Consider the following 18,156-nt stretch of genomic DNA (forward strand, 5'->3'; position numbering starts at 1 on the left):
TGTGACCATTCGGCGGTCCCCAACATTTTGTAGGTGGACCTTAACTTGATCCGAACGCATGGGGCCGCGCGCGAGTTCAATACTACCCCACACGACACCCGCAGCCAGTTCCGCAAATGCCTCCGGTCGAAGGTCTTCATAATCGAATCGAGGTGAAGGGAGCACCCATAGCACACGGAGGGTATACCCCGTCGTCCGCGGCAGCATAGCTCGATTCGCATGGAAGAGGGCCAGGAACCCATCCCGTTCCGTGTGGAGGCAAGCTATGCTGTAGTTCGGCTCAACCGGGCCGAGTACGATATCCTCTGCATGATCAAGATACGGAGCGGCGTGCTCCGTCGGGGGAACGCCATACTCCTGCAGTTGAGTCGACCACTGTTGTTTAAGATCGTCAAAAACCCCATTCCCCCGATTTGCCTGGATAACCCTAGGTAGCTCCATATCCCCCTCCACTCACAAATCAAAGCTTAGTACCTCGGGAAGGGCGGAGCGTCAATAAGCAGTCTAGTTACGCCCCCTCCCACCCGAAGAACGAGAACGTCTCGCGCATATGCTCGGGCAGGTCGGCGGTTACCTCCAGGGTGCCGCCGCGGGGGTGGGGAATGGCGAGGCTGCGGGCGTGCAGGTGCAGCTTGCGGCTGATGCCGTGGCCCATCATGTGCGCCTCCGCCCCGCCGTACTTGCCGTCGCCGAGGATCGGCGTGCCGATGTGGGCGGCGTGGACGCGCAGCTGGTGGGTGCGGCCGGTCAGCGGTTCCATCTCCAGCCACGCCGCCTTGTCGAAGGCCGAGTCGAGGGTGCGGTAGAGGGTCACCGACGGCTTGCCCCAGTCCTCGTCCACCTCCATGCGCTCGCCGGCCTTGCCGGGGGCCTTGGCGATGGGCGCCGAGATCTTGCCCTCCGCCGGCACCGGCGCGCCGACCACCACCGCCCAGTAGATCTTGCGGGTGTCGCGGCTGCGGAAGGCGGCCGTCAGGGCTGTCGCCGCGAAGGTGTTGCGGGCGATGACCAGCACGCCGGAGGTATCGCGGTCGAGGCGATGGACCAGCTTCGGCCGCTCGTCGCCGTCGGGGTCGTCCATCAGCGCCGGCAGCAGGCCGTCAACGTGCTTGGTGGTGCCGGTACCGCCTTGCACTGCCAGACCCGGCGGCTTGTTGAGGATGATGACGTCGTCGTCCTGGTGGATGACGCAGGCGCGGATCATGGCCGCATCGGCCGGCGAGATGGTCTGCCGGCGGTCGACGTCGGGCGGCAGCTCCGGCTGCTCGCCCAGCGGCGGTACCCGCACCACCTGGCCCTTCTCCAGCCGCTGCGCCGCCTTGGCGCGCTTGCCGTCGACGCGGATCTGGCCGGTGCGCAGCAGCTTTTCCAGGCGGCCGTGCTTCAGGTCCGGGAACCGCCGCTTGAACCAGCGGTCGAGCCGGGTGTCGTCTTCCGCCTGTTCGACGGTGATGGTCTGTACGCCGCTCATGTCAGCATCTGCCTTGCCACGAATAATCCGAATACCAGGGCGAACACCCCGACGACCAGCGTGGCCGCCAGATAGGCGCCCGCCGCCCAAACCTCGTCGCGCTGCACCAGCGTCACCACGTCCAGCGAGAAGCTGGAGAAGGTGGTGAAGCCGCCGAGCACGCCCACGAACACGAAAGCCCGCGCCTCCACCGACAGCACGCCGCGCAGCGCCGCCGCCTCGATCAGCAGGCCCATGACGAAACTGCCGACGATGTTGACCGTCAGCGTCCCCCAGGGAAAGCCGGCCCCCAGCAGCCGCGCCATCAGCACACCGACCACATAGCGCCCCATGCTGCCGAGCGCCCCGCCGGCCGCCACGGCCAGCAGCATCTGCGGAGTCATGACGCGCCCCCTGCCCCGCCGCCCTCGTCGTCCCTGTCGTCCGCCGCCTGACGGCGGGCGCGCAGGCGGTCCCACCAGTCGATGCGCTTGCGCAGTTCGCGCTCGAACCCGCGCTCCGGCGGATCGTAGAAGCGCTGGCGGGCCATCTCCTCGGGGAAGTAGTTCTGGCCGGAGAAGGCCTCCGGCGCGTCGTGATCGTAGGCGTAGCCCTTGCCGTAGCCCAGATCCTTCATCATCCGCGTCGGGGCGTTGAGGATGTGCTTGGGCGGCATCAGGCTGCCCGTGCCCTTGGCCGCCTTGCGCGCCGCCTTGTAGGCGACATAGCCGGCGTTGGACTTGGGCGCGGTGCCGAGATAGATCACCAGCTGCGCGATGGCCAGCTCCCCCTCCGGGCTGCCGAGGCGGTCGTAGGTTTCCCACGCCGCGATGGCCTGGGTGACGGCGCCGGGATCGGCCAGCCCCACATCCTCCACCGCAAACCGGGTCAGCCGCCGCAGCAGGAAGGCCGGGTCCTCGCCGCCGTCGAGCATGCGCGCCATCCAGTACAGCGCCGCGTCGGTATCCGACCCGCGCAGGGACTTGTGCAGGGCGGAGATGAGGTTGTAGTGGCCCTCGCGGTCCTTGTCGTAGACCGGCGCCCGCCGCTGCACCACCGAAGCCAGACCGGCCGCGTCCAGCGCCTCCGCCGGGCCGAAGTTGACCACGTCCTCCGCCATGCCCAGCAGGTAGCGGCCGTCGCCGTCGGCGATGGCCTTGAGCGCCGCGCGGGCGTCGGGCGTCAGCGGCAGGGGCTTGCCGAGGTCGGCCTCCACCCGCGCCAGCAGGGTTTCCAGCGCCGGCTCGTCCAGGCGGTTCAGCACCAGCACGCGGCAGCGCGACAGCAGCGCCGCGTTCAGCTCGAAGCTGGGGTTTTCGGTGGTGGCGCCCACCAGCACCACCGTGCCGTCCTCCACATAGGGCAGGAAGCCGTCCTGCTGGCTGCGGTTGAAGCGGTGGATCTCGTCGACGAACAGCAGCGTGCCGCGCCCCGTCTGCCGCCGCGCCCGCGCCGCCTCGAACACCTTGCGCAGGTCGGCGACGCCCGAGAACACCGCCGACAGCGGCTCGAAATGCAGGTCGGTGCGGTCGGCCAGCAGGCGGGCGATGGTGGTCTTGCCGCAGCCCGGCGGGCCCCACAGGATGATGGACGTCAGCTTGCCGGCGCGCACCATCCGCCCGAGCGGCCCGTCGGGGCCGATCAGGTGATCCTGCCCCACCACCTCTTCCAGGGTGTGCGGCCGCAGGCGGTCGGCCAGCGGGCGGGGGGCGTGGGCGTCGAACAGGGTGGCCACGGGGCAGCCGCGTCCTTCTCTGGCTGGCGGTCAGCGGCCCAGGAGAACCGTCGTCGGGCGGCCGCCGCGGATGAAGGTGATGCGCCAGGTGTCGCCGCGGCGCAGCGCCGCCTGCAGGGCATCAATGGTCAGGGTATCGCTGTCGTTGATGCGCGTCACCACATCTCCCGGCCGGAAGCCGACCCGCGCCGCCACACCGTTGCGCAGCAGGCGCTGGATGACGACGCCGCGCTGCAGGCCGGACAGGCCCATCTCCTCCGCCAGCGCCGGGTTGACGTTCGCCACCTCCGCCCCCGACAGCGGCCCGAAGCGGTCATCCAGGCGGGTGACGGAGCGTGGCGGGTCTTCCGGCGGCGCCACCAGGGCGACGGTCAGGTCCAGCGGCCGCCCCTGGCGCAGCACGCTCATGCGGGCGGTGCCGCCGATGGGGGCGGTGACGATGCGGTAACGCAGTTCCGACGGATCGGCCACCGGGCGGCCGTCGATTGCGGTGATGACGTCGCCGATCTTCAGCCCCGCCTTCTCCGCCGGGCTGCCGGGGTAGAGGCCGTTGATGAGCACCCCGGCCGGGCGCGGCAGGCCGAGGCTCTGGGCGATCTCGTTGGTGACGCCCTGGCCGGCGGCGCCGAACCACGGCCGCACCGCCTTGCCGCCGGTGAGCAGGCTGTCGACCACCACCCGCACCAGGTCCGACGGAATGGCGAAGCCGATGCCGACGTTGCCGCCGTCGCGGGAGTAGATCGCCGTGTTGATGCCGATCAGGGTGCCCTCGGCATCCACCAGCGCGCCGCCGGAGTTGCCGGGGTTGATGGCGGCATCGGTCTGGATGAAGCTGCGGTAGTCGGCCTGACCGCCGCCGGTGGTGCGGGCGAGCGCCGAGACGATGCCCATGGTGACCGTCTGGCCGACGCCGAAGGGGTTGCCGACCGCCAGCACCAGGTCGCCCACCTCCAGTCCGTCGCTATCGCCCAGGTGCAGCACCGGCAGATCGGCGCCTTCCGCCTTCAGGCGCAGCACGGCAAGGTCGGTGCGCTCGTCGGTGCCGATGACCTCGGCCTCGAACTCGCGGCGGTCGGACAGCACGACGGTGATCTGGCTGGCGTTCTTCACCACGTGGTCGTTGGTGACGACGATGCCGTCGGCGCGGATGATGACGCCGGAGCCCAGCGAGTTCTGCACCCGCTCCTGCGGCTGGCCGAGCATCTGGTCGCCGAAGAAGCGGCGGAAGAAGGGATCGTTGAACAGCGGCGACATGGGCTGGCGCTGCTGCACCACCGTCTTGGTGTAGATGTTGACGACGGCCGGCGTCACCGCCTTCACCACCGGGGCGAAGGACAGGGTGATCTCCGCCTTGGACTGCGGCACCAGGCGTTCGGGCGCCGCCGTTTCCGTCGCGTCGGGCGCCTGCGCCGCCGCCGGCCGCGGCCCCGCGCCTGCCGTCAGGGCGATCACCGCCGCCGCCAGCATCGCCGCCGCCTGTCTCCACCCCTGCCGCTTCATGGCCCTCGGGCTCCCTCTGCTGCCGTTGCCGCACCGCCGGAACTATAGCGCGCCCGGTGCGCGGCGCAAAAACGGCAAGGGGCAGCCGCAACCGGCTGCCCCTTCCGTAGCGTCCTGCCGGCCGCGCGGGGCGGCCTGACGGGATTACTCCTGCTCGTCGCCGGCGGCCTCGGCCTCGGCGGCCACGCGGGCCTTGTCCTCGGCGCCCTTGGCGGCCGGGTCACGGTCCACCAGCTCGATGACGGCCATCGGGGCGGCGTCGCCATAGCGGAAGCCGGCCTTCAGCACGCGGGTGTAACCGCCGCTGCGGTCCTTGTAGCGCTCGGCCAGGGTGGAGAACAGCTTGCGGACCACGTCTTCCTCGCGGATCACCGCCAGGGCCTGACGGCGGGCGTGCAGGTCACCGCGCTTGCCGAGGGAGATGAGCTTCTCGGCAACCGGACGCAGGTCCTTCGCCTTCGGAAGGGTGGTCTTGATCTGCTCGTGCTTCAGCAGCGCGGTCGCCATGTTGGCGAACAGGGCCTTACGGTGGGCCTTGGTGCGGTTAAGCTTGCGGCCCGACATACCGTGACGCATGCGATCGTCCTCCTACTCCTGGTCTCGCGGCGCGAAACCGATTGCGATGCCCGCCGCCGCGCCCTGGATGAAAGGACTGATGCGGCATGTACGGCGGGGTGGTTCCGGCGTGGAACCGATTGGGGCCGCCCGTATAGACGAGGCGGCCCCGAAAGGCAAGTGCGGAGCGACAGGCGCTCCGATCTCTCAGGCTGCGGCGGTCTGTGCCGCGGAAGCCAAGCGCGCGCACGCGCGCGCCCGGCGCCTGAGGGCGAAGTCACCGCGCCCCAATCTCTCAGGCGTCCGCGGCCTGCCGCCGAACCGGGCCTTCCAGGCCCGGCCGGCGCGACCGCGCCGCGCGGCTTATGCCGCGGGAGCCAAGCGCGCGCCAGCGCGCGCCCGGCGCCTGAGGGCAAACAAAAATCAGTACGGCTCTTCCAGCTTCTTGGCCAGTTCCTCGATGTTCTCGGGCGGCCAGTTCGGAATTTCCATACCCAGGTGGAGACCCATGGAGGCGAGCACCTCCTTGATCTCGTTCAGCGACTTGCGGCCGAAGTTCGGAGTGCGGAGCATTTCCGCCTCGGTCTTCTGCACCAGGTCGCCGATGTAGATGATGTTGTCGTTCTTCAGGCAGTTCGCCGAACGGACCGACAGTTCCAGCTCGTCGACCTTGCGCAGGAGGTTCTTGTTGAAGGGGAGTTCCTCCTCCTTCTTCTCCTCGAAGGCGGCCTGCGGCTCATCGAAGTTGATGAACAGCTGCAGCTGGTCCTGCAGGATGCGGGCGGCGAGCGCCACGGCATCCTCCGGGGTGACGGCGCCGTTGGTCTCGACGGTCATGGACAGCTTGTCGTAGTCGGTGACCTGACCGACGCGGCTGTTCTCGACCTTGTAGGAGACACGCTTCACCGGGCTGAAGATGCTGTCGACCGGGATCATGCCGATCGGGCTGTCTTCGCTGCGGTTGTTGGCCGCCGGAACGTAACCCTTGCCGGTATTGACCGTGAACTCCATGTCGAGCGTCGCGCCCTGGTCCAGGTGACAGATCACCAGGTTCGGGTTCATGATCTCGATGTCGGCGCTCGACTCGATCTGGCCGGCGGTCACCGGACCGGGGCCGGTGGCCTTCAGCGTCATGCGCTTCGGGCCCTCGCCGTGCATGCGCAGGCCGAGCGTCTTGATGTTCAGGATCATGTCGGTGACGTCCTCGCGGACGCCTTCGACGCTGCTGAACTCGTGCAGGACGCCTTTGATCTGAATGGCGGTCACCGCCGCACCCTGCAGCGACGACAGCAGCACGCGGCGCAGCGCGTTGCCGAGCGTCATGCCGAAGCCGCGCTCAAGCGGCTCGGCCACCACCGTCGCAACGCGCGACGGATCGTCGCCGGGCTCCACGGAGAGCTTCGACGGTTTGATCAGTTCCTGCCAGTTCTTCTGAATCACGGGCGTGCCCCTTGTTTATCCGGTTGTCTCCGGGTTCGGACGCCGGAACCCGGTAACGCCGAAGTCCCGCAGGCCGCACCGAACGCGGCTTTGGGACGGCACAGCGCCGGCCAGAGCCTTACGGCTCGGGCCGGCGAAACCTTGCGGACCGATTGGCGCGCCGTGCAGGTTCCTGCACGGCAGCCCGGCGCATCAGACGCGCCGGCGCTTACGCGGCCGGCAGCCGTTGTGCGGGATCGGCGTGACGTCGCGGATGGAGGTGATGGCAAAACCCACCGCCTGCAGAGCCCGCAGCGCCGACTCGCGACCCGAACCCGGACCGGAGACTTCCACCTCGAGGGTCTTCATGCCGTGCTCGGCCGCCTTGCGACCGGCATCCTCGGCCGCGACCTGCGCAGCGTAGGGGGTCGACTTGCGGGAGCCCTTGAAGCCCTGCGAGCCAGCCGACGACCAGGAGATGGCGTTCCCCTGCACGTCGGTGATGGTGATCATGGTGTTGTTGAACGACGCGTTCACGTGCGCGATGCCGGAAGAAATGTTCTTCCGCTCGCGGCGACGGGGACGGGCGGTCTGAGCAGCCTTGGCCATTGCCGAAACCTATCCTTCTCGCTTACTTCTTCTTGCCGGCGATCGGCTTGGCCGGACCCTTGCGGGTGCGCGCATTGGTGTGCGTGCGCTGGCCACGGACCGGCAGGCCCTTGCGGTGACGCAGGCCGCGGTAGCAGCCCAGGTCCATGAGACGCTTGATGTTCATCGCGACTTCACGACGCAGGTCGCCTTCGACCTTGTAGTCCGCGTCGATCATTTCACGGATGCGCAGCACCTCGTCATCCGACAGCTGGTTCACACGGACCGCGTCGGCGATACCGATCTTGTTGCAGATCTCCTTCGCCTTCTTCGGGCCGATGCCATAGATGTAGGTCAGCGCAATCTCCACCCGCTTGTTGGTGGGAATGTTAACGCCAGCGATACGCGCCAAAGCCCGTACTCCTTACTCTTCTGCGACTGTATGTCGAATTGCGTGTCTAGGGCGGGTGACCCGAAGGTGCGCGATTATAGGGTTCGCGCCCCGAGAGTCAACCGGCCGCCGTGGATTTTTCCAGAATCTCGACCAGATCCTTGGTGACCTGGTCAATCTCGCGGGTGCCGTCGACGACGTGCACCTTGCCCTTCCTGTCGTAGTACTCCAGCACCGGCGCCGTCTGACGGTGATAAGCCTCCAGCCGCGACACCACCGTCTCGGCGTTGTCATCGGCGCGGCGCTTGAACTCCGTCGAGCCGCAGGCATCGCAGACGCCCTCGACCTTCGGCTGCTGGTAGGTGTCGTGGTAGCCGCGGCCGCACTTGGCGCAGGCATAACGGCCGGTGATGCGCTCGACCAGCAGGGCGTCGGGGACGCGCAGCTCGATCACCGCATCCAGCGGCATGTCCTTGCCGGCCATCAGCGACTCGAGCGCGTCGGCCTGGGGAATGGTGCGGGGGAAGCCATCCAGAATGAACCCGTTGGCGCAGTCCGGCTGGTCGATTCGCTCCGAGATCAGGCCGATCATCAGGTCGTCGGAGACCAGCTGACCGGCATCCATCACCGCCTTGGCCTGCTTGCCCAGCTCGGAGCCGGACGCGACCGCCGCGCGCAGCATGTCACCCGTGGACAGCTGCTTGATCCCGAAGGTGTCTTCCAGGCGCTGAGCCTGCGTGCCCTTGCCGCCGCCGGGCGGGCCCATGAAGATGATACGCTTCCCCTTCATCACCGCTTACCCCTGAGTTTCGATTTCTTGATGAGTCCCTCGTACTGATGGGCCAGCAGGTGGGACTGGATCTGAGCCACCGTGTCCATCGTGACGGTGACGACGATGAGAAGCGAGGTGCCGCCGAAGTAGAAGGGCACGCCCAGCTCCGCAATCAGAATCTCGGGCAGGACCGAAATGAACACCAGGTAGACGGCACCGACGGCGGTGAGCCGGGTCAGCACGTAATCCAGGTATTCGGCCGTGTTCTTGCCGGGGCGGATGCCCGGGATGAAGCCGCCGTACTTCTTCAGGTTGTCGGCGGTGTCCTGCGGGTTGAACACGACGGCCGTATAGAAGAAGGCGAAGAACGCGATCAGGGCGGCGTACAGCACGATGTGCAGCGGCTGGCCGAGGCCGAGCAGCGCCACCACGTCGCGCAGCCACTCGGGGCCGGAGCCGGCGGTGAAGCTGGCGGCGGTGGTCGGCACCAGCAGGATCGAGCTGGCGAAGATCGGCGGGATGACGCCCGGGGTGTTGATCTTCAGCGGCAGGTGGGTCGATTCGCCGCCGTACATGCGGTTGCCCATCTGGCGCTTGGGATACTGCACCAGGATGCGGCGCTGGGCGCGCTCGACGAACACGATGAAGGCGATGACGGCGACGGCCAGCACCATGATGCCGATGATGGCGACGGGGTGCAGCGCGCCGGTGCGGCCCAGTTCCAGCATGCCGGCCAGCGCGCCGGGCAGGTTGGCGACGATGCCGGTGAAGATGATCAGCGAAATGCCGTTGCCGACGCCGCGGGCGGTGATCTGCTCGCCCAGCCACATCAGGAACAGGGTGCCGCCCACCAGGGTGACGACGGTGGTGAAGCGGAAGAAGTAGCCCGGGTCATAGACCGCCGGAGCGCCGCCGCTGCCGCCCATGGACTCGAGCCCGACGGCGATGCCGTAGGCCTGCATGGCGGCGATCAGCACCGTCAGGTAGCGGGTGTACTGGTTGATCTTCTTGCGGCCCGACTCGCCTTCCTTCTTCAGCGCCTCCATGGAGGGGCTGACGGCGGTCATCAGCTGCATGATGATCGAGGCGGAGATGTAGGGCATGATGTTCAGCGCAAAGATGGTCATGCGCGACAGCGCACCACCCGCGAACATGTCGAACATCCCGAGGATGCCGCCGCCCTGCTGCGCGAAGATGCTGGCGAGCGCCTGCGGGTTGATCCCCGGCAGCGGAACATACGTCCCGATGCGGTAGACGATCAGGGCGCCCAGGGTGAACCAGATCCGCTTCTTGAGTTCAGTCGCCTTCGAGAAGGTACTGAAGTTCATGTTGGCGGCCAGCTGTTCGGCGGCAGAAGCCATGCCCGATTACTCTCGCTCGGTAGGAAGACTGGAAAACGGAAAAAGGGAAGAGGCGGCGATTACTCGCCGCCCTCCTCGGAAGCCGCCGGAGCGAGCACCTCCAGGGTGCCTCCGGCCTTCTCGATCGCCTCTCGCGCCTTGGCGGAGGCCCCGGCAACCTGGAAGGTCGCCTTGGTCTTCAGCTCACCCATGCCGAGGACGCGAACACCGTCCTTGGCGCGGCCGATGACGCCGGCGGCCACCAGGGCCTCGGCGGTCACCGGCTGGGCGGCATCCAGCTTGCCGGCGTCGAACGCGGCCTGAATGCGGTCCAGGTTGAGCGACACGTAATCCTTGCGGAAGACGTTGTTGAAGCCGCGCTTCGGCAGGCGGCGGTAGATGGGCATCTGACCGCCTTCGAAGCCGTTGATGGCGACGCCGGTTCGCGACGTCTGACCCTTCACGCCACGGCCGCCGGTCTTGCCCTTGCCGGAGCCGATACCGCGGCCGACGCGGATGCGCTTCTTGGTCGCACCCGGATTGTCGCGGAGCTCGTTGAGTTTCATATCCGTACCCTGACTTACAGGAGGTTCAGGAGGGAAGGCGGCGGATTACTCCGCCGACTCCACCTTGATCAGATGCGCAACCTTGGCGATCATGCCGCGGACCGACGGGGTGTCCTCAAGGACGCTCGTGCGGTGCATCTTGTTGAGGCCCAGGCCCACCAGGGTGGCGCGCTGGTCCTGCCTACGGCCGATCGGGCTGCCGATCTGGGTGACCTTCACCTTCGCGTTCGCCATCGACCTTACTCCTTCGCGCCCGCGGCGACGGCGGCGGCGCCGTCACGGCGCGCGACGATGTCGCCGACCTTCTTGCCGCGCTTGGCCGCCACCTGGCGGGGCGACATCAGGTTGTTCAGCGCGTCGAAGGTCGCCTTGATCATGTTGTACGGGTTCGTCGTGCCGGTGCACTTGGCGACGACGTCCTGCACGCCCATGGTCTCGAAAATGGCGCGCATCGGGCCGCCGGCGATGATGCCGGTACCGGCCGGAGCGGACCGCAGGATCACGCGGCCGGCACCGAAGTGGCCGTGCACGTCGTGATGCAGGGTGCGGCCTTCGCGCAGCGGCACGCGGACCATTTCCCGCTTGGCCTGTTCAGTGGCCTTGCGGATGGCTTCCGGCACTTCGCGGGCCTTGCCGGTACCGAAACCGACGCGACCCTTGCTGTCGCCGACCACGACCAGGGCGGCGAAGGCGAAGCGACGGCCGCCCTTCACCACCTTGGCGACGCGGTTGATGTGTACGAGCTTGTCGACGAACTCGTCGTCACGCTCGGTGCGGTCACGCTGGTCGCTCGGGCGACGATCGCGGTCCCGCGGGGTGCGCTCGGAGCGCTCAGCGTTGGGTGTACGAGCCATACCGATTATCCCTTAGAACTGGAGACCGCCCTCGCGCGCGGCGTCGGCCAACGCCTTCACGCGACCGTGATAGATGTAGCCGCCGCGGTCGAACACGACCTGGCTGACGCCGGCGGCGATGGCACGGGCGGCCACCAGCTTGCCGACTTCGACGGCGGCATCGGCGTTGGCGGTCTTCCCCACCTTGCCCTTCAGCTCCTTGTCGAGCGTCGAGGCAGAGGCGAGGGTCTTGCCCGCCACATCGTCGATCACCTGGGCGTACATGTGCTTGCCCGAACGGAAGACGGAGAGGCGCGGACGACCGCCGGCCTTCTGCTTCAGGGCGAAGCGGTTGCGCTGAGCGCGACGCTGGAACAGCTTGGTCTGCTTCATCTCTATCGCCCTTACTTCTTCTTGCCTTCCTTACGCAGGATCTGCTCGTCCGCGTACTTCACACCCTTGCCCTTGTAGGGCTCGGGCGGACGGTAGCTGCGGATTTCGGAAGCGATCTGGCCGACGCGCTGCTTGTCGGCGCCGGAGATCTCGATCTGCGTGGGCTGCGGCGTGACGATCTTCAGATCCGACGGGATCGGATAATCGACGTCATGGGAGAACCCGAGCGCCAGCTTGAGCACATTGCCCTGCACGGACGCACGGTAGCCGACGCCGACAATGTCGAGCCGCTTCGTGAAGCCTTCCGACACGCCCTTCACCATATTGGCGATATTGGCGCGCGTCGTGCCCCACATCATGCGAGCCCGCTTGCTCTCGGACTTCGGCTTGATCCAAACCTGCTGGCCTTCCATGGAAGCTTCCACGAAGTCGGCCAGGATCGGCAGGCTGAGTTCGCCCAGCTTGCCCTTCACGGTCACGGCGTCACCCGCCAGCGTGACAGTCACGCCAGCCGGAACTTCGACCGGATATTTACCAACTCGCGACATCGTTCAGCCCCTTAGAACACCTTGCAGAGGACCTCGCCGCCGACGTTCGCCTGGCGCGCTTCGTGATCGGACATCACGCCACGCGGCGTCGACAGGATGGAAATGCCAAGGCCGTTGTAGACCTTGGGCAGGTCCTTGATCTTGGAGTACACGCGGCGGCCCGGCTTCGAGACGCGGCTGATCTCCTTGATCACCGGCTCGCCGTCCAGGTACTTCAGGTCGACGCGGATTTCGTCGATGCCCTGGCGGATGTTGTAGCGTTCAAAGCCACGGATGTAGCCTTCACGCTGCAGCACGTCGAGCACGTTGGCGCGCAGGTTCGACGCCGGCGTAACGACGCTCGACTTGCGGGCGCGCTGGCCGTTGCGGATGCGGGTGAGCAGATCACCCAACGGATCGGTCATGGACATGGGTGCCTGTCTCCCTTACCAGCTCGACTTCACCATGCCGGGGATCTGGCCACGGGAGGCCAGGTCGCGCAGCATGACGCGGGCGAGCTTGAACTTGCGGTACGTGGCGCGCGGGCGGCCGGTCAGCTCGCACCGGTTGCGGATACGCACCTTCGAGGAGTTGCGCGGCATTTCGGCGAGCTTGAAGACCGCCTGGAACCGCTCCTCGGGGGACACGCTCTGGTCCTTGATGATCGCTTTCAGGGCGGCGCGACGGGCGGCCTTCAGGGCCACCAGCTCTTCGCGCTGCTTGTTACGCTGAATCTTGGAAACCTTCGCCATCTCTAAGCAGCTCCCGGCCTTACTTCTGGAACGGCATGTCGAAGGCTTCGAGAAGCGCGCGGCACTCCTCATCGCTCTTCGCAGTCGTGCAGAACGCGATGTCCATTCCCCGGACGGCATCAACCTGGTCGTAGTTGATTTCCGGGAAAATGATCTGTTCCTTCAGGCCCATGTTGTAGTTGCCGGCGCCGTCGAAGCCCTTGGCGGGGATGCCACGGAAGTCGCGAACACGCGGCAGGGCGATGTTCACGAAGCGGTCCAGAAACTCGTACATGCGCTCGCGGCGCAGGGTGACCTTGCAGCCGACCACCATGCCGTCGCGCAGCTTGAAGGCCGCGATCGACTTCTTGGCACGGGTCACGATCGGCTTCTGACCGGAGATGGCGGTCATGTCCGCAACGGCGCCCTCGATCTTCTTGCGATCCTGGGCGGCTTCGCCGACGCCCATGTTGATCACGATCTTGGCCAGGCGCGGGATCTCCATGTGGTTCGCGTAACCGAACTTTTCCTGGAGCTGCTTGCGGACGACGGTGTCGTAGTGTTCACGCAGACGCGGGGTCATCGCCCAACTCCTTACTTGTCCAGGACTTCGCCGGAGCGCTTGGAAACGCGCACCTTGCGGCCGTCCTCGAGCGTCTTGAAGCCGACGCGGGTCGGCTTGAGGTCCTTCGGGTCGATGTGGGCGACGTTGGAGACGTGAATCGGCGCCTCCTTTTCGATGATGCCGCCGGCCGACATCGGAGTCGGACGCTGGTGACGCTTGACGACGTTCACACCCTGGACGACCACCCGGTTCTCGGACGGGATGGAACGGACGACGTCGCCCGTCTTACCCTTGTCCTTGCCGGCGATCACGATAACGCGATCGCCCTTCTTCACCTTCGCAGCCATTACAGCACCTCCGGAGCCAGCGAGATGATCTTCATGAACTTCTTCGCACGCAGCTCGCGGGTCACCGGGCCGAAGATGCGGGTACCGATGGGCTCGCCCTGCTTGTTGATCAGCACCGCGGCGTTCCGGTCAAAGCGAATGATCGACCCGTCGGGACGACGGATTTCCTTCGCGGTACGAACGATGACGGCACGCGCCACGTCGCCCTTCTTCACGCGGCCCCGGGGGATCGCGTCCTTGACCGACACCACGATGATGTCGCCGACACTGGCGGTCTTCCGCTTGGAACCGCCCAGCACCTTGATGCACATAACCCGACGAGCGCCGCTGTTGTCGGCGACGTCGAGGTTCGTCTGCATCTGGATCATTGCACCAATTCCTTAAACGCTAGAGGTTGGTACTTCTTATTCCGCGGTGTCCGCGACCACTTCCCAAGTCTTCGTCTTGGAAATGGGGCGGCATTCGCGAATCCGCACCACGTCGCCAATCTTGAACTGATTGGCTTCGTCGTGGGCGGCGTACTTCTTGGTGCGACGGATGAACTTCTTGTACACCGGATGCATGAACCGGCGCTCGACCACGACCGTAACGGTCTTGTCGGTCTTGTCGCTCACCACCACACCCTGAAGAATGCGCCGAGGCATACTACGTCACTCCTTCAGGAACTCAGGCGCCGGGAGCCCGGCGCTGCTCGTTCAGGACCGTCTTGACCTGCGCGATCTCCTTACGAACGGAGGTCACGCGGGCGGTGTTCTCCAGCTGGCCGGAGGCCTTCTGGAAGCGCAGATTGAACTGCTCTTTCTTGAGTTCGACGAGACGGTCCTTCAGCTCGTCGACGCTCTTCGCACGGAGATCCGTGATGGACGCCATGATTTAGACCCCCTCGCCGATGCGGGCAACAAATTTCGTCTTGATCGGCAGTTTCGCCGCCGCAAGACGGAACGCCTCGCGCGCCACGTCCTCACCGACTCCGTCGATTTCGAACATGATGCGGCCCGGGTGGATGCGGGCCACCCAGTATTCCGGCGAACCCTTACCGGAGCCCATGCGGACTTCGGCGGGCTTGCGGGACACCGGCACATCCGGGAAAACGCGGATCCACACGCGGCCCTGACGCTTCATGAAGCGGGTCATGGCGCGGCGGGCGGCTTCGATCTGGCGGGCGGTGATCCGCTCGGGCTCCACCGCCTTCAGGCCGAAGGCGCCGAAGTTGAGCGAGTAGCCGCCCTTCGCTTCGCCGTGGATGCGGCCCTTGTGCTGCTTGCGGAACTTCGTCCGTTTCGGAGAAAGCATTGCTCTACATCCCTATCGCTGACCGAAGAGGGGCCGCCTTAGCGGCCCGCCTCGGCGGCGCGCTTGTCCTGCGCCATCGGGTCGTGCTCGAGGACCTCACCCTTGAAGATCCAGACCTTCACACCGCAGGTGCCATAGGTGGTCTTCGCGGTGCCGACGCCATAGTCGATGTCGGCGCGCAGGGTGTGCAGCGGCACGCGACCCTCGCGGTACCACTCGGTGCGGGCGATCTCGGCGCCGCCCAGACGGCCGGCGCAGTTGATCCGGATGCCCTGGGCGCCGAGGCGCATGGCATTCTGCACCGCGCGCTTCATGGCGCGGCGGAAGGCGACGCGGCGCTCCAGCTGCTGGGCGATGTTCTCGGCCACCAGCTGGGCGTCGAGTTCCGGCTTGCGGATCTCGACGATGTTCAGCATCACCTCGCTGCCGGTGCGCTTGGACAGTTCCTTGCGCAGCACCTCGATGTCGGCGCCCTTCTTGCCGATCACCACGCCCGGACGGGCGGTGTGAATGGTGATGCGGGCCTTCTTCGCCGGGCGCTCGATGACGATGCGCGACACGCCGGCCTGAACCAGACGCTTCTTCAGGTAGTCGCGCAGGGCCAGGTCCTGGTGCAGCAGAGCCGGGTAGGTCTGGTCCGCGAACCAGCGGCTGTCCCACGTGCGGTTGATGCCGACGCGCAGGCCGATCGGATTGACTTTGTGACCCATTACTCAGTCTCCTCGCGCTCGCGCACCACGATGGTCAGGTTCGAGAACGGCTTCTGGATCTTGCCGACGCGACCACGGGCGCGGGCGCGCCAACGCTTCATGACGAGAGCCTTGCCCACGTAGGCCTCGGCGACGACCAGACGGTCGACGTCGAGCTGGTGGTTGTTCTCGGCGTTGGCGATGGCGCTTTCCAGAACCTTCTTCACATCGTTGGAGATGCGACGGGTGGAGAACGTGAGCGCCGACAGCGCAGCCTCGGCCGACTTGCCACGGATCATGGCAGCGACCAGGTTCAGCTTGCGCGGGCTGATGCGGATGGACGCCGAGAAGGCCTTCGCGGCGTTGTCCGGCAGAGTGCGGGGAGCGGTCTGCTTACCCATCGCTTACTTCCTCTTCGCCTTCTTGTCCGCGGCATGGCCGTAGAACGTGCGGGTCGGCGAGAACTCGCCGAACTTGTGACCGATCATGTTCTCGGTCACCAGCACGGGAACGAACTTCTGGCCGTTGTAGACACCGAAGGTAAGACCGACGAACTGCGGCAGGATCGTCGACCGGCGCGACCAGGTCTTGATGACCTCGTTACGACCGGACGAACGGGCCGCCTCGGCCTTCTTGAGCAGGTACCCGTCAATGAACGGGCCTTTCCAAACAGAGCGAGCCACTGGCGGCCTCCGTTACTTCTTCTTCGCCTGGTGACGGGTGCGCATGATGAGCTTGTCCGTCGCCTTGTTATTGCGGGTGCGCTTGCCCTTGGTCGGCTTGCCCCACGGGGTGACCGGGTGACGGCCGCCCGAAGTGCGACCTTCACCACCACCATGCGGGTGGTCGACCGGGTTCATCGCCACGCCACGGACACTCGGACGACGACCGAGCCAGCGGTTACGACCCGCCTTGCCCAGGTTTTCGTTCTGGTTGTCCGGGTTGGACACCGCACCCACGGTGGCCATGCACTCGCCGCGGACCATGCGCAGCTCGCCCGAGGACAGGCGGAGCTGGGCGTAGCCCTGGTCCTTGCCGATCAGCTGCGCATAGCAGCCGGCGGAACGCGCCATCTGGCCGCCCTTGCCGGCCTTCATCTCCACATTGTGGACGATGGTGCCGACCGGCATGTTCTTCAGCGGCATCGCGTTGCCCGGCTTGATGTCGGCGCGCTCGGAGGCGACCACCTGGTCACCGGCCTTCAGGCGCTGCGGCGCGAGGATGTAGGCCTGTTCGCCGTCCTCGTACGTGATCAGCGCGATGAACGCGGTGCGGTTGGGGTCGTACTCCAGGCGCTCGACAGTGGCGGGCACGTCGAACTTGGTGCGCTTGAAGTCGATCAGGCGGTAGCGCCGCTTGGCGCCGCCGCCACGGTTGAAGGCCGTGGTGCGGCCGGTGTTGTTGCGGCCGCCGCTCTTGGTCAGACCGTGGGTGAGCGCCTTGACCGGCTTGCCCTTCCACAGATCCGAACGGTCCACCAGCACCAGCTGGCGGGTGCCGGGGGTGACCGGCTTGTAATTCTTCAACGCCATGGCGTCACACTCCCGTGGTCACGTCGATGGTGTGGCCCTCGGCGAGGGTCACGACCGCCTTCTTGACGTCGCTGCGACGACCGAGGGTGCCCTTGAACCGCTTGGTCTTGCCCTTCTGGATCAGGGTGTTGACCGCGGTCACCTTCACATTGAACACGCCTTCGACGGCCGCCTTGATCTCCGGCTTGGAGGCATTCAGCGGGACGCGGAACGTAACCTGGTTGTGCTCAGAGCCCATGGTCGCCTTTTCGGTGATGACCGGGGCCTTGATCAGGTCGTACATGCGTTCCTTGCTCACAGTGACCTGCTTGCTCATTTCAGGCGCTCCTCGAGCTTCTCGACCGCGGCCTTGGTCAGGACCAGGGTGTCGCGGCGCAGGATGTCGTAGACGTTGGCGCCCTGCTGCGGCAGGACGTCGATGCCGACGATGTTGCGGGCGGCGCGGGAGAACTGCTCGTTCACCTGCTCGCCATCGATGATGAGCACCGAAGTCCAGCCGAGAGCCTTGAACTTGGCGGCAAGCTCCTTGGTCTTGGCGACGTCGGCGGCGGTGTCGAGCACCACCAGCTTGCCGTCCTTCGCCTTCGCCGAGAGCGCCGTCTTCAGGCCCAGCTTGCGGACCTTCTTCGGCAGATCATGGGCGTGAGAACGCACGACCGGCCCAAAGATCGTCGCACCACCACGGTACTGCGGGCTGCGCAGCGAGCCCTGACGGGCGTGGCCCGTACCCTTCTGCTTGTAGGGCTTCTTGGTGGTGCCGGAGATCTCGGAGATCCCCTTCGTCTTGTGGGTACCGGCCTGTCGCTTGGCCAGCTGCCAGCGGACCACGCGATGCAAAAGGTCGCCGCGGACGTCGAGGCCGAAGATGTCTTCGGCCAGTTCGACAGAGCCGGCGCTCTTGTTGTCCAGAGTGATAACGTCAACCTTCAT

At 66.4% G+C, this 18,156-nt stretch carries 29 protein-coding genes; all 29 read right to left on the bottom strand.

Annotated features, from left to right (window positions below; genetic code table 11):
- Positions 1-508: 508 nt before the first annotated feature.
- Entirely contained in the window at positions 509-1,471 is a 963-nt protein-coding gene (locus ABD056_RS07075) for an RluA family pseudouridine synthase (RefSeq protein ID WP_343865766.1), read from the bottom strand.
- Complete coding sequence (crcB, locus tag ABD056_RS07080; protein ID WP_343865767.1) at positions 1,468-1,854, bottom strand: fluoride efflux transporter CrcB; 387 nt, start codon at positions 1,852-1,854, stop codon at positions 1,468-1,470. The genes ABD056_RS07075 and crcB overlap by 4 nt, the downstream gene beginning before the upstream one ends.
- Entirely contained in the window at positions 1,851-3,185 is a 1,335-nt protein-coding gene (locus ABD056_RS07085; RefSeq protein WP_343865769.1) for a replication-associated recombination protein A, read from the bottom strand. The genes crcB and ABD056_RS07085 overlap by 4 nt, the downstream gene beginning before the upstream one ends.
- Positions 3,186-3,215: 30 nt before the next feature.
- A complete protein-coding gene (locus ABD056_RS07090) occupies positions 3,216-4,685 on the bottom strand; it encodes a DegQ family serine endoprotease (protein WP_343865771.1) in 1,470 nt (489 codons plus the stop codon).
- Between the two features lie 144 nt (positions 4,686-4,829).
- Positions 4,830-5,261 carry a 50S ribosomal protein L17 gene (gene rplQ / locus ABD056_RS07095; RefSeq protein ID WP_343865773.1) on the bottom strand — a complete coding sequence of 144 codons (432 nt, stop codon included), beginning with the start codon at positions 5,259-5,261 and terminating at the stop codon, positions 4,830-4,832.
- A gap of 402 nt (positions 5,262-5,663) precedes the next feature.
- Positions 5,664-6,680 (bottom strand): DNA-directed RNA polymerase subunit alpha, encoded by a 1,017-nt coding sequence (locus ABD056_RS07100; protein ID WP_343865775.1) that lies wholly within the window; start codon positions 6,678-6,680, stop codon positions 5,664-5,666.
- Between the two features lie 192 nt (positions 6,681-6,872).
- On the bottom strand, positions 6,873-7,268 hold the full coding sequence (gene rpsK, locus ABD056_RS07105) for a 30S ribosomal protein S11 (protein ID WP_343865777.1): 396 nt from the start codon (positions 7,266-7,268) through the stop codon (positions 6,873-6,875).
- A gap of 22 nt (positions 7,269-7,290) precedes the next feature.
- A complete protein-coding gene (gene rpsM, locus ABD056_RS07110; RefSeq protein ID WP_343865779.1) occupies positions 7,291-7,659 on the bottom strand; it encodes a 30S ribosomal protein S13 in 369 nt (122 codons plus the stop codon).
- A gap of 97 nt (positions 7,660-7,756) precedes the next feature.
- A complete protein-coding gene (locus tag ABD056_RS07115; protein ID WP_343865781.1) occupies positions 7,757-8,428 on the bottom strand; it encodes an adenylate kinase in 672 nt (223 codons plus the stop codon).
- On the bottom strand, positions 8,428-9,771 hold the full coding sequence (gene secY / locus ABD056_RS07120) for a preprotein translocase subunit SecY (protein ID WP_343865783.1): 1,344 nt from the start codon (positions 9,769-9,771) through the stop codon (positions 8,428-8,430). Before secY ends, ABD056_RS07115 begins: the two co-directional genes overlap by 1 nt.
- A gap of 59 nt (positions 9,772-9,830) precedes the next feature.
- On the bottom strand, positions 9,831-10,316 hold the full coding sequence (rplO, locus tag ABD056_RS07125) for a 50S ribosomal protein L15 (protein ID WP_343865785.1): 486 nt from the start codon (positions 10,314-10,316) through the stop codon (positions 9,831-9,833).
- Between the two features lie 45 nt (positions 10,317-10,361).
- Positions 10,362-10,550, bottom strand: coding sequence for a 50S ribosomal protein L30 (gene rpmD / locus ABD056_RS07130; RefSeq protein ID WP_343865787.1), 189 nt, complete (start codon positions 10,548-10,550; stop codon positions 10,362-10,364).
- Between the two features lie 5 nt (positions 10,551-10,555).
- Positions 10,556-11,170, bottom strand: coding sequence for a 30S ribosomal protein S5 (rpsE, locus tag ABD056_RS07135; protein ID WP_343865789.1), 615 nt, complete (start codon positions 11,168-11,170; stop codon positions 10,556-10,558).
- A gap of 12 nt (positions 11,171-11,182) precedes the next feature.
- Positions 11,183-11,542 (bottom strand): 50S ribosomal protein L18, encoded by a 360-nt coding sequence (rplR, locus tag ABD056_RS07140; protein ID WP_343865791.1) that lies wholly within the window; start codon positions 11,540-11,542, stop codon positions 11,183-11,185.
- Positions 11,543-11,553: 11 nt separating this feature from the next.
- Positions 11,554-12,090, bottom strand: a complete 537-nt coding sequence (rplF, locus tag ABD056_RS07145; RefSeq protein WP_343865793.1) for a 50S ribosomal protein L6 — start codon at positions 12,088-12,090, stop codon at positions 11,554-11,556.
- Positions 12,091-12,101: 11 nt separating this feature from the next.
- Positions 12,102-12,500, bottom strand: a complete 399-nt coding sequence (rpsH, locus tag ABD056_RS07150; protein ID WP_343865795.1) for a 30S ribosomal protein S8 — start codon at positions 12,498-12,500, stop codon at positions 12,102-12,104.
- Between the two features lie 15 nt (positions 12,501-12,515).
- Entirely contained in the window at positions 12,516-12,821 is a 306-nt protein-coding gene (rpsN, locus tag ABD056_RS07155) for a 30S ribosomal protein S14 (protein ID WP_343865797.1), read from the bottom strand.
- Between the two features lie 19 nt (positions 12,822-12,840).
- The gene (gene rplE / locus ABD056_RS07160; RefSeq protein ID WP_343865798.1) at positions 12,841-13,383 is read right to left on the bottom strand and encodes a 50S ribosomal protein L5; all 543 of its coding nucleotides are present in this window, start codon (positions 13,381-13,383) and stop codon (positions 12,841-12,843) included.
- Between the two features lie 11 nt (positions 13,384-13,394).
- Entirely contained in the window at positions 13,395-13,712 is a 318-nt protein-coding gene (rplX, locus tag ABD056_RS07165; RefSeq protein ID WP_343865800.1) for a 50S ribosomal protein L24, read from the bottom strand.
- Positions 13,712-14,080, bottom strand: a complete 369-nt coding sequence (gene rplN / locus ABD056_RS07170) for a 50S ribosomal protein L14 (RefSeq protein ID WP_097276941.1) — start codon at positions 14,078-14,080, stop codon at positions 13,712-13,714. The genes rplX and rplN overlap by 1 nt, the downstream gene beginning before the upstream one ends.
- Before the next feature lie 36 nt (positions 14,081-14,116).
- Positions 14,117-14,356 carry a 30S ribosomal protein S17 gene (gene rpsQ / locus ABD056_RS07175; protein ID WP_343865803.1) on the bottom strand — a complete coding sequence of 80 codons (240 nt, stop codon included), beginning with the start codon at positions 14,354-14,356 and terminating at the stop codon, positions 14,117-14,119.
- A 22-nt stretch (positions 14,357-14,378) separates the two neighbouring features.
- The gene (rpmC, locus tag ABD056_RS07180) at positions 14,379-14,582 is read right to left on the bottom strand and encodes a 50S ribosomal protein L29 (RefSeq protein ID WP_343865805.1); all 204 of its coding nucleotides are present in this window, start codon (positions 14,580-14,582) and stop codon (positions 14,379-14,381) included.
- A gap of 3 nt (positions 14,583-14,585) precedes the next feature.
- Complete coding sequence (gene rplP, locus ABD056_RS07185) at positions 14,586-15,005, bottom strand: 50S ribosomal protein L16 (RefSeq protein WP_343865807.1); 420 nt, start codon at positions 15,003-15,005, stop codon at positions 14,586-14,588.
- Positions 15,006-15,043: 38 nt separating this feature from the next.
- Complete coding sequence (gene rpsC, locus ABD056_RS07190; protein ID WP_343865809.1) at positions 15,044-15,715, bottom strand: 30S ribosomal protein S3; 672 nt, start codon at positions 15,713-15,715, stop codon at positions 15,044-15,046.
- Positions 15,715-16,095 (bottom strand): 50S ribosomal protein L22, encoded by a 381-nt coding sequence (gene rplV, locus ABD056_RS07195; RefSeq protein ID WP_343865811.1) that lies wholly within the window; start codon positions 16,093-16,095, stop codon positions 15,715-15,717. Before rplV ends, rpsC begins: the two co-directional genes overlap by 1 nt.
- Before the next feature lie 3 nt (positions 16,096-16,098).
- The gene (gene rpsS, locus ABD056_RS07200; protein ID WP_097276935.1) at positions 16,099-16,377 is read right to left on the bottom strand and encodes a 30S ribosomal protein S19; all 279 of its coding nucleotides are present in this window, start codon (positions 16,375-16,377) and stop codon (positions 16,099-16,101) included.
- A 12-nt stretch (positions 16,378-16,389) separates the two neighbouring features.
- Complete coding sequence (rplB, locus tag ABD056_RS07205) at positions 16,390-17,226, bottom strand: 50S ribosomal protein L2 (RefSeq protein ID WP_343865814.1); 837 nt, start codon at positions 17,224-17,226, stop codon at positions 16,390-16,392.
- Between the two features lie 4 nt (positions 17,227-17,230).
- On the bottom strand, positions 17,231-17,542 hold the full coding sequence (locus tag ABD056_RS07210) for a 50S ribosomal protein L23 (protein WP_343865816.1): 312 nt from the start codon (positions 17,540-17,542) through the stop codon (positions 17,231-17,233).
- Entirely contained in the window at positions 17,539-18,156 is a 618-nt protein-coding gene (gene rplD / locus ABD056_RS07215) for a 50S ribosomal protein L4 (RefSeq protein WP_343865818.1), read from the bottom strand. Before rplD ends, ABD056_RS07210 begins: the two co-directional genes overlap by 4 nt.

This window comes from Caenispirillum bisanense, from assembly GCF_039523075.1.
Lineage (GTDB): Bacteria > Pseudomonadota > Alphaproteobacteria > Rhodospirillales > Rhodospirillaceae > Caenispirillum > Caenispirillum bisanense.

Excerpts from the sequence above, each read along its gene's own strand:
- ABD056_RS07075 (WP_343865766.1), bottom strand. The coding sequence starts at position 1,471 with ATGAGCGGCGTACAGACCATCACCGTCGAACAGGCGGAAGACGACACC.
- crcB (WP_343865767.1), bottom strand. The coding sequence starts at position 1,854 with ATGACTCCGCAGATGCTGCTGGCCGTGGCGGCCGGCGGGGCGCTCGGC.
- ABD056_RS07090 (WP_343865771.1), bottom strand. The coding sequence starts at position 4,685 with ATGAAGCGGCAGGGGTGGAGACAGGCGGCGGCGATGCTGGCGGCGGCG.
- rplQ (WP_343865773.1), bottom strand. The coding sequence starts at position 5,261 with ATGCGTCACGGTATGTCGGGCCGCAAGCTTAACCGCACCAAGGCCCAC.
- rpsK (WP_343865777.1), bottom strand. The coding sequence starts at position 7,268 with ATGGCCAAGGCTGCTCAGACCGCCCGTCCCCGTCGCCGCGAGCGGAAG.
- ABD056_RS07115 (WP_343865781.1), bottom strand. The coding sequence starts at position 8,428 with ATGAAGGGGAAGCGTATCATCTTCATGGGCCCGCCCGGCGGCGGCAAG.
- secY (WP_343865783.1), bottom strand. The coding sequence starts at position 9,771 with ATGGCTTCTGCCGCCGAACAGCTGGCCGCCAACATGAACTTCAGTACC.
- rplO (WP_343865785.1), bottom strand. The coding sequence starts at position 10,316 with ATGAAACTCAACGAGCTCCGCGACAATCCGGGTGCGACCAAGAAGCGC.
- rpmD (WP_343865787.1), bottom strand. The coding sequence starts at position 10,550 with ATGGCGAACGCGAAGGTGAAGGTCACCCAGATCGGCAGCCCGATCGGC.
- rpsE (WP_343865789.1), bottom strand. The coding sequence starts at position 11,170 with ATGGCTCGTACACCCAACGCTGAGCGCTCCGAGCGCACCCCGCGGGAC.
- rplR (WP_343865791.1), bottom strand. The coding sequence starts at position 11,542 with ATGAAGCAGACCAAGCTGTTCCAGCGTCGCGCTCAGCGCAACCGCTTC.
- rplF (WP_343865793.1), bottom strand. The coding sequence starts at position 12,090 with ATGTCGCGAGTTGGTAAATATCCGGTCGAAGTTCCGGCTGGCGTGACT.
- rpsH (WP_343865795.1), bottom strand. The coding sequence starts at position 12,500 with ATGTCCATGACCGATCCGTTGGGTGATCTGCTCACCCGCATCCGCAAC.
- rpsN (WP_343865797.1), bottom strand. The coding sequence starts at position 12,821 with ATGGCGAAGGTTTCCAAGATTCAGCGTAACAAGCAGCGCGAAGAGCTG.
- rplE (WP_343865798.1), bottom strand. The coding sequence starts at position 13,383 with ATGACCCCGCGTCTGCGTGAACACTACGACACCGTCGTCCGCAAGCAG.
- rplX (WP_343865800.1), bottom strand. The coding sequence starts at position 13,712 with ATGGCTGCGAAGGTGAAGAAGGGCGATCGCGTTATCGTGATCGCCGGC.
- rplN (WP_097276941.1), bottom strand. The coding sequence starts at position 14,080 with ATGATCCAGATGCAGACGAACCTCGACGTCGCCGACAACAGCGGCGCT.
- rpsQ (WP_343865803.1), bottom strand. The coding sequence starts at position 14,356 with ATGCCTCGGCGCATTCTTCAGGGTGTGGTGGTGAGCGACAAGACCGAC.
- rpmC (WP_343865805.1), bottom strand. The coding sequence starts at position 14,582 with ATGGCGTCCATCACGGATCTCCGTGCGAAGAGCGTCGACGAGCTGAAG.
- rplP (WP_343865807.1), bottom strand. The coding sequence starts at position 15,005 with ATGCTTTCTCCGAAACGGACGAAGTTCCGCAAGCAGCACAAGGGCCGC.
- rpsC (WP_343865809.1), bottom strand. The coding sequence starts at position 15,715 with ATGGGTCACAAAGTCAATCCGATCGGCCTGCGCGTCGGCATCAACCGC.
- rplV (WP_343865811.1), bottom strand. The coding sequence starts at position 16,095 with ATGGGTAAGCAGACCGCTCCCCGCACTCTGCCGGACAACGCCGCGAAG.
- rplB (WP_343865814.1), bottom strand. The coding sequence starts at position 17,226 with ATGGCGTTGAAGAATTACAAGCCGGTCACCCCCGGCACCCGCCAGCTG.
- ABD056_RS07210 (WP_343865816.1), bottom strand. The coding sequence starts at position 17,542 with ATGAGCAAGCAGGTCACTGTGAGCAAGGAACGCATGTACGACCTGATC.
- rplD (WP_343865818.1), bottom strand. The coding sequence starts at position 18,156 with ATGAAGGTTGACGTTATCACTCTGGACAACAAGAGCGCCGGCTCTGTC.